This is a genomic window from Nonomuraea aridisoli (genome assembly GCF_003236395.1).
Taxonomy (GTDB): domain Bacteria; phylum Actinomycetota; class Actinomycetes; order Streptosporangiales; family Streptosporangiaceae; genus Nonomuraea; species Nonomuraea aridisoli.
On record NZ_POUD01000350.1, the window covers coordinates 1 to 8,525 of the forward strand.

Annotated in this window: 5 protein-coding genes; 3 read left to right on the plus strand and 2 right to left on the minus strand. The window is 71.6% G+C overall.

The genetic code is table 11. The features are described 5' to 3' along the window. The first annotated feature begins 146 nt into the window (after positions 1 to 146). Together C1J01_RS43375 and C1J01_RS43380 are read left to right on the plus strand one after the other, a co-directional pair. Positions 147 to 917, plus strand: a complete 771-nt coding sequence (locus C1J01_RS43375; RefSeq protein ID WP_111184861.1) for a hypothetical protein — start codon at positions 147 to 149, stop codon at positions 915 to 917. 73 nt (positions 918 to 990) lie between these two features. Continuing rightward, entirely contained in the window at positions 991 to 3,165 is a 2,175-nt protein-coding gene (locus C1J01_RS43380; RefSeq protein ID WP_111184862.1) for an acyl-CoA dehydrogenase family protein, read from the plus strand. 52 nt (positions 3,166 to 3,217) lie between these two features. On the opposite strand, the gene C1J01_RS43385 is transcribed toward C1J01_RS43380, so the two are convergent. Next, complete coding sequence (locus tag C1J01_RS43385) at positions 3,218 to 5,260, minus strand: SpoIIE family protein phosphatase (protein WP_111184863.1); 2,043 nt, start codon at positions 5,258 to 5,260, stop codon at positions 3,218 to 3,220. Positions 5,261 to 5,470: 210 nt separating this feature from the next. After that, positions 5,471 to 7,306: a hypothetical protein gene (locus C1J01_RS43390; protein WP_146615940.1), complete on the minus strand. Its 1,836-nt coding sequence runs from the start codon at positions 7,304 to 7,306 to the stop codon at positions 5,471 to 5,473. A 92-nt stretch (positions 7,307 to 7,398) separates the two neighbouring features. Here C1J01_RS43390 and C1J01_RS43395 point away from each other — a divergent pair. After that, a partial coding sequence (locus C1J01_RS43395; RefSeq protein WP_500048301.1) for an MmpA family trehalose lipid delivery protein occupies positions 7,399 to 8,525 on the plus strand: 1,127 nt, incomplete at its 3' end.

Sequence of the window (8,525 nt, forward strand, 5' to 3'; positions counted from 1 at the left end):
GTTCCGGGGCGTTCGGGCAGCCGGGGTCTGGGGGCAATGGGCAGCCCGGTTCTGGGGTGATCGGGCGGCAGGGTGTGCGGAACGTGCCCGTAGGGGGGCCGGGGAGTAGCGGGACGCCGGGGTTTCAGGTGGAGCCGTTGGGGCCGGTGCCGGACAGGCCGCCGCGGCGGGGGCTCGGTGACATCCCGATCAAGGTGATCTACCTGGCCGGGGCCATCGTGGCGACGGTGCTCGCCGTGGTGCTGGTGTTCACCGTGTTCTCCGGTGACGTGCCCAACCAGGAGACCGAGCAGGTCGTCCAGGTGGCGCCGGTGCCGTCCGTGACGGCGACGCCGACGCCGTCGGCCAGTCCGACGCCGACGGAGAGCCCGATCGTGCTGCCGCCCGTGCCCGCGAGCAAGAAGTACGCCACCTTCTCCGGCAAGGCGTCCGCCGTCGTCAACACGATCACCGACAAGAACAGCGGGATCAGCTACCCGAGGTTGGCCAAGCCGTGGCAGGCCAGGTCGTTCTCACCGTTCTCGATCGCGCAGCGGATCGGCGAGGTGGGCGTCCCGCAGACGGTGATCGCCTCGGCGATGCTCCCCGGCGATTCGCCCGAGGAGAAGCCGTCCTCGAACGCCGACTACCGCGAGATCGCCACGCAGGCCGTCCGCTGGACGATGCGCACGCAGTACCCGAAGGGCGCCACGCTCTCCTGGACGGCGTCGCAGAAGATCCCGGTCGGCAAGGGGTGGACGCTCGGCTACAAGGTCACCTACACCCACGACGGCAAGGAGCAGGAGGCCCAGGCGATGGTGACGGTCGTCGAGGTGGGCAAGACGAAGCCGGCCATGCTCATGGCGTCGATCCCCGAGACCGACAAGGCCCGCTGGCGCGACCTGAACACCCTCGCGCAGCAAGTACGCCCTCTCTAGAAACCTCTAGGCCAGAAGCATCCTCTAGAATATGGTTCTGGGCATGCACCCGGACCTGGCTGGAGGATGAGGAATGGCTATCGGGTTGAGCGAGGAGCACGAGGCGCTCCGCGAGTCGGTGAGCGGCTGGGCCGAGCGCAACATCCCCTCGGAGTTGCTGCGCGCCGGTTCGGACGGGCGTCCGCCGTTCTGGTCGGGGCTCGCCGAGCAGGGGCTGCTCGGTCTGCACCTGCCCGAGGAGGCCGGCGGATCCGGTTACGGGCTGCTGGAGACCGCCGTGGCCGTCGAGGCGCTGGCCGAGCGGATGGCGCCCGGCCCCTATGTGCCGACGGTGCTGGCGAGCGCGGTCATCCACGCGTCCAAGCGTCACGAGTTGCTGGAGCCGCTGGCCGACGGCACGCTCACCGGCGCCCTGGCGCTGACCGGCGCGCTCACCGGCACCCGTGACGAGGACGGCTCCCTGGTCGTCTCCGGCACGGTCGAGCCTGTGCTCGGCGGCTCGCTGGCCGACGTGCTGGTGCTGCCGGTCTCGACCTCCGAGGGCGAGGAGTGGATCGCGCTGGACGCCTCCGCGGCGACCGTCACCGCGGTCAAGTCGCTCGACCTCACCAGGCCGGTCGCGAAGGTGGAGCTGTCGGACGTGACCGTGCCGGCCGAGCGGGTGCTCGACGGCGTCGAGGGCCCCGACGTGCTCAACCTGGCCGCGATCATCCTCGGCGCCGAGGCCGCCGGCCTGGCGTCGTGGTGCGTCACGTCCGCCGCCGAGTACGCGAAGGTGCGCGTCCAGTTCGGCCGCCCGATCGGCCAGTTCCAGGGCATCAAGCACAAGCTGTCGCGCATGCTGGTCTCGCTGGAGCAGGCCCGCGCCACCGTGTGGGACGCCACCCGCGCCGAGGGCAAGGAGCTGGAGTTCGCCGCCGCCGTGGCCGGGGTGATGGCCCCCGACGCGGCCGTGTTGTGCGCCAAGGACGCCATCCAGACGTTCGGCGGCATCGGCTACACCTTCGAGCACGACGTGCACCTGTACTACCGCCGCGCGCTCACCCTGCGCGCCCTGCTCGGCTCCTCGGCGGAGTGGGCGGCCACGGTGACCTCCCTCTCGCTCCAGGGCGTCTCCCGCGACCTGCAGATCGAGCTGCCCGAGGACGCCGAGGACCTGCGCGAGTCGATCCGCGCCGAGATCGCGGAGATCGCTCTGCTGGAGGGCAAGGAGCAGAAGCGCGCCCTGGCCGAGCGCGGGTTCGTCATGCCGCACCTGCCCAAGCCGTGGGGCCGCGGCGCCAAGCCGCTGGAGCAGGTGCTGATCGCGCAGGAGCTCAAGGCCGCCAAGGTGAGGCTGCCCGCCCTGATCATCGGCGCGTGGGTGGTGCCGTCCATCGCCGTGTACGGCACCGAGGAGCAGCAGCAGCGCTTCCTGCCGAAGACGCTCAGCGGCGAGATGATGTGGTGCCAGCTGTTCTCCGAGCCGGGCGCCGGCTCCGACCTGGCCTCGCTGCAGATGAAGGCGGAAAAGGTCGAGGGCGGCTGGCGGCTCAACGGCCAGAAGATCTGGACGTCCGTCGCCCACTTCGCCGAGTGGGGCATCTGCATCGCCCGCACCTCCAACGAGGGCACCAAGCACCAGGGCATCACGTACTTCCTGGTCAACATGAAGGACCCGGGCGTCACGGTCCGGCCGCTGACCGAGATGACCGGCGAGAACCTGTTCAACGAGGTCTTCCTCGACGACGTCTTCGTCCCGGACGACCTGGTCGTGGGCGAGGTCGGCGAGGGCTGGAAGGTCGCCCGCAACACGCTGTCCAACGAGCGCGTCTCGATGGGCTCCGGGTCCGCCGGTGCGGCCGGCGTGTCCGACGTGCTCGGCCTGGTCGGACGGCTGGGGCGGGAGCTGACGCCGGTCGAGGCGCAGAAGGTGGCCGAGGTGGTCTGCGAGAGCCACTCGATCGCCGCCCTGGGGCTGCGGGTCACGCTCAAGCAGCTGGCCGGCGCCGAGCCGGGCGCGGACGCCTCCGTACGGAAGCTGCTGTCCACCTCGCACGCCCAGCACGTGGCGGAGACCGCGGTGGAGCTGCTCGGCGCCCAGGCCGTCGTCGCCGCGGACATGAAGCTCGGCGACGCCGGGTTCTGGAACCGGGCGGTCCTCGCCACCCGGGCCATGACCATCTACGGCGGCACCACCGAGGTCCAGCTCAACATCATCGGCGAGCGCATGCTCGGCCTGCCGAGGGACCCCGAGCCGGGCAAGTGACGGCTTCCGGCCATCCCCCCTTGGGGTTGCGGGGGATGGCCGGTCTCCTCGTTCAGGCTCCCGGCAGGCGTACGGCGATCATGGCGATGTCGTCCTTGTGCGCCATGGGCAGGCGGGTGAGGAGCAGGTCGCAGAAGACGTCGAGCGGCTCGCGGGCCATCGAGGCGGCGGCGAGCCGTAGGCGTTCCAGGCCGGCGTCGAGGTGTTCGCCCGGCATCTCCACCAGGCCGTCGGTGTAGAGCAGCAGCGTGCTGCCCGGCGGCAGCGACGCGACGGCGGTGGTGCGCGGCATGTCGTAGGCCACGCCGAGCATGGGGTTGACGGCGCCTTCGAGGTAGCGCGCCTCGCCCTCCGGCGTGACCAGCAGGGGCGGCGGATGGCCGGCCACCGAGTAGCGCACCCATCGCGCGCCCTCGTCCTGACCCTCCACGCGGGCCAGGATGCAGGTGGCGGTGTCCTCGTCGTCGAGGAGTTCGGTGGCGATGTTCAGGCGGCGCAGGATGTCGCCGGGAGGTTCGCGGCGGTCCATCGCCAGGCCTCTGAGCATGTTGCGCAGCTGGCTCATGGTGACGGCGGCCGCGAGGTCGTGCCCGGCCACGTCGCCGATCGTCAGGATCGTCGAGCCGTCGGGTGACACGAACGAGTCGTACCAGTCGCCGCCGATCTCCGCCGCGGTGGCGCTGGCGCGGTAGCGGGCGGCGATCTCCAGGCCCGGCACCCGCGGGGGGTCGGGCAGCAGGTAGTTCTGCAACGCGAGCGCGACGCGCTGGGTGCGCTGGAAGCGCATGGCGTTGCTGAGGTGGGCGTGCGCGTGGTCCAGCATGCGGGCCAGCAGGTCGACGTCGGCGGCGGTGAGCGGCTCGCGGTCGCCGCACACCGTGGCCACCACCACCGCCGCGACCGAGCCGTCCACGACCACCGGCACCAGCGCCGTGCTGTTGGCTCCGACCGCGGCGAACCACTCCTCCGTGCCCGTCGGCGGGGCGCCGGGCGGCGGCGCTCCCGGGGGAAACGTGCTGCGGATCGGCTGCCGGGTCCTGATCACCTTGGCGATGTCGCTGTCGGGCTCGAACCGTTCGGTGCGCAGAGGGGGGCGTGTCAGCAAGCCGTCGCGCACCGTGTTCGCGACCCGCTCGGCGATGAACGGGGAGGTGACCGACTCGTCCTCCATCTCGGGCAGGAGGTAGATGCCGCATCCGTCGGAGACGGCCGGCACGATCACCTTGGAGAGCGCGGTCAGCACGTCGTTGAGGTCGGCGAGGTCCGCGGTGGCGGCCGCGGCCTGGTCGAGGAGCTGTCTGTGCCGTTGCTCCGCCCACTCCTGCTCGATGTCGGTGACGGCGCCGACCCACTCGACCAGCTCGCCGTTCTCGACGATGGGCACGCCGCGCACGCGGACGTGCCGGTAGGCGCCGTCGGGGGTCCTGAGCCGGAAGACGTGCTCCCAGCGGGCCAGCCGGCGCACGGTGTCGAACCACTTGTCGATGGTGGGCTTGCGGTCGTCCGGGTGCACGACGTTCAGCCAGCCGTGGCCGCGGTACTCCTCCCACGACTGCCCGGTGTAGCGCTGCCAGCCGAGGCTCAGCTCGTTCGCCTCGCCGGTGGGGCCGGTCACCCAGGTCGCCTGCGTCTCGATCTGGAGCAGGCTCTGGTAGCGCTGCAGGAACCTGCGGCGTTCCTCGGCGACGGAGCCGATCACCTTGGCGGCCTCGACCCCGGCGGTGACCTCCACGGCCATGAGGAGCACGCCGTCCTCGCCGTTCGCCAGCGTGATCTTCGACAGGCTGGCGGAGGCGTATCGTTCCCGTCCGGGCGAAGGGTGATCGCCGTACTCGAACGGCAGCTCCTTGAGGCTGATCGTCTTGCCGGTCTCTCGCACCTGTTCGAGGAGCGAGAAGTAGCCCTCCTGGCTGATGTCGCCGAAGATCTCCCGGGCCGGTGCTCCGAGCGGGCGTTCGCCGACGATCTCCTGGTAGGCGTAGTTCATGTAGATGAGCCGGTGATCGGGGCCGCTGAACACCGCCACGCCCACCGGAGCGGGATCGAAGACGTCCAGCGGCAGGTTGCCGGTCGTTCTCGGTTCCGCGTCCTTCATCCGTGCCTTCCCCCGGCCACCCACCGGTGCTTGGGCCGTCCCGCGATGGCGGGACCATGAGTGATCTGAGGATATGTCCGGTTTCGTACAGAAAGCGAAATATTCGGGCCAAGAAGAAAAGGCAAAGTCAAGGGTCGTCAGCCCGTGGCTTCCGCGCCACGGGTGACAGGGAGGGTGGCGGCCTCCGGCGAGCCGGCTCGCGTCCGGACGCTATTCCCCAACGGGCCGCGGGGGAACGGCCGGTTTCTCGTCGTCGGCGACCGGGACGCCGAGCCTGATCTCGCCCACGCAGGTCGTGCCGTCGAGCGTGCGCAGGACAAGCTCGTCACCGCCGCCGGTGAGCGTGGTGAATGTCACACCAAGGTTCCGGCCGGCCACCGCCCGCGCCTCCGCCGCGCCGAGCCGGGCCGACAGGGTGGTGGGGGCGCCGTTCAGATAGGAGATCTGTACGGTGTGCTCGGCGTCACGGACCGGGGCGGGCAGGCGGAAGCGCACCTCGTCCGGCCCGACGGGCGTGCAGTCGCCGCCGGCGGGGGCGGGGATCGTGACGCCGTCGATCCGCGCCGGACGCAGCCGGCCGCTCGCGTCGAACACCAGCGGGTCCGTGACCGGCCCCGAGAGCCGCCTGGTCCACGCGATCGGATGCGGCGCGGCCGGGCCGACGACCCTGGAGTGCAGGGCGTAGTCGTAGAGGAACAGCGGGAACGCCACCTTGTCCGGCACGTACGTGTCCAGCACCGTCGAGCCCGCGGGCACCTGGGCGAGCGCCTGCTCGGCCGTCCGCACGTAGCTCTTGACGTTCCTGCCGAGCGGCCGGTCGGCGTAGGCGGCGACCGACCAGAGCGAGCCCGCCGTGACCACGGCCGCCAGCGGCACCCAGGCCCACCGCCACCGCGACGGCGGCCGCCGCCACGGCCGTCCCTCACCCCGCACCGGGATGAACGCCAGCCCGATGACGAGCGCCACCACCACGGCGGTGGAGGAGACGTACCGCAGCTCGAACCCGCTCAGATCGGGACCGAGCACCTCCACCCGCCCCAGCATGATCGGGACCACGTCCGCCAGCAGGAAGTACCCCAGCAGCGTCAGCCACGCCAGCCACGCCCGCCGCCGCCAGAGCACCGACACCGTCACCGCGACCGCCGCGACCGCGAGAGCCGCCCACATCAGCGGGGCGGGGGTGGCGGCCAGGGCGTAGTCGTCGCCGATCGGCTGCCACCGCCAGGGCCCGCCCAGCGCCGTCGGCACCAGTGAGCCGGACAGCAGCGTCCACATCGACTGCGCGGCCACCTCGGGGCTGGGCAGCCGCGGCTCGAACGTCTCGTTCGTCAGCTGCACCGACGTGAACAGCCGCTGGAAGAAGACGATCGCGTACGGCACCAGCACGCCCAGGTAGAGCAGCCACGCCCGGCGCAGCCGCGCCACCCCGCCGAGCCAGCCCGCCGTCAGCACGAACGCCAGCACGAGGATGAACGGCGCCTTGACGAAGAACACCATCCCGAACACCGCCCAGCCGGCCGCGGCCAGCACGTGCCGCAGCCGCCCGGTGCGCGCGTACAGCACGTGCGAGGCGAGCGCCATCGGCAGCGCGATCTGGAACGGCAGCGTCTCCACCACCACCGCCCACCACGACAGCCCCGGGATGGTCATCGGCGTGACCAGCGCGAACCCGAGCGGCACGAGGATCGCCGGGCGCGGCCCGAACAACACCCACAACAGCCGCAGCAGCGCCAGCCCGGCCGCCGCCTGCAGGCCCATCGTGAGCGCGTGCGCGAGAAGGTCGTTGTGCACGCCGAGCCGGCCCATCGCCCAGTGGATCGCGAACGCCCCCGGCATCAGGTGGCCGAAGTCGATCCGCATGAGGTAGTCCCAGGTGAGCCCGTTCTCCAGGCCCCTGGCGATGAACATGAAGTCGTCCTGGCGGAAGTACGTCCGCCTGACCAGCTCGAACTTCCACACGAGCTGGGCCGCGACCATCACCAGGGCGACGGCCAGCACGGTGTCGCCGGAGCGTGAGTTCCGGCGGACCCGCTCTGCCACAGCCACCGCCGCCGTCATCGCCTCGCCTCCCGGCGAAGGGTAACCAGCGGGAGGTGGCGGGCGGAATGGGCGTGTCTCGGTTGTGATGTCATATCGGGATGTCCCACACGGCCCGCGCCGGGCTCTCCGCTGCCCTCACCGGGCTGGTGCTCGGCTGTCTGGCGCTGGGGCCCGCTCTGGGGTGGGGGTTCACGCTCGTCCAGGACATGGTGTTCGTGCCCGATCCCGTCTTCTCGCACTTCACGTTCGGGCTGGCGGGCGGGGCGGCGCGGGTGGTGCCGAGCGACGCCGTGGTGACCGCGCTGGCGCAGGTGCTGCCCGCCGAGCTGGTGCAGAAGCTGATCCTGCTGGCGATCTTCGTGCTGGGGTGCTCGGGCGCGGCGCTGCTGGTCCCGTCCTCGTCGGTGGGGCCGCGGCTGGTGGCCGGGGTGTTCTACGTGTGGAACCCGTACGTCGCCGAACGGCTGCTGATCGGTCAATGGGCGCTGCTCCTCGGGTACGCGGGGCTGCCGTGGGTGGTGCGTGCCGTCTGGTCGGGCCGGCGGGCGGCTCTCGCCGTGCTGCCCGCGGCGGTGGGCGGATTCGCCGCGATGACGGTCACCGCCCTCACGGCGCTTCCCCTCGCCGTGGCGCGCTGGAGGTCCGGGGACGGGGCGCGCCGGCTCGGTCCGGTGCGGGTGGTGGTCGTGCTGGCCGTCTTCAGCCTGCCGTGGCTGGTGCCGACGGCGCTGCGGCCGGAGGGGTTGCGGGGCGACCCGGTGGGTGTGGACGCGTTCGCGGCCCGGGCCGACACACCGTTCGGAACGGTGGGCAGCCTGCTGTCGCTCGGCGGCATCTGGAACCTGTACGCGGTCCCGCCCGGCTACGAGACCGTGCCGGGCGCGGTGGCGAGACTGCTGATCACCCTGACCGGTCTCGCGTTCTTCCTGCGCGGCACGGTGCCGTACAAGAAGGGGCTGAGCGCCGCGGCCGTGATCGGGCTCGGTGTGGCCTCCATCGGGGTGACCGAGCCCGGGCGGATGGCGTTCCGATGGGCTGTGGAACTGTGGGCGGGCTTCGCGGTGTTCCGCGACGCCCAGCAATTCGTCGCCCCCGTGGCCCTGGCCTCCGCCATAGGCCTGGGCCTCCTCGCCACCCACATACCGGTCCCCACCAGACCCCGGGCGTCCTCTACGAGCGGGGACAGGTCCGGTACCGAGGGGTCCTCTTCGGGCGGGGGCGGGAT

What these genes read in the sequence shown, in the direction of transcription:
- C1J01_RS43380 (WP_111184862.1), top strand. Translation starts at nt 991, where the DNA reads ATGGCTATCGGGTTGAGCGAGGAGCACGAGGCGCTCCGCGAGTCGGTG.
- C1J01_RS43385 (WP_111184863.1), bottom strand. Translation starts at nt 5,260, where the DNA reads ATGAAGGACGCGGAACCGAGAACGACCGGCAACCTGCCGCTGGACGTC.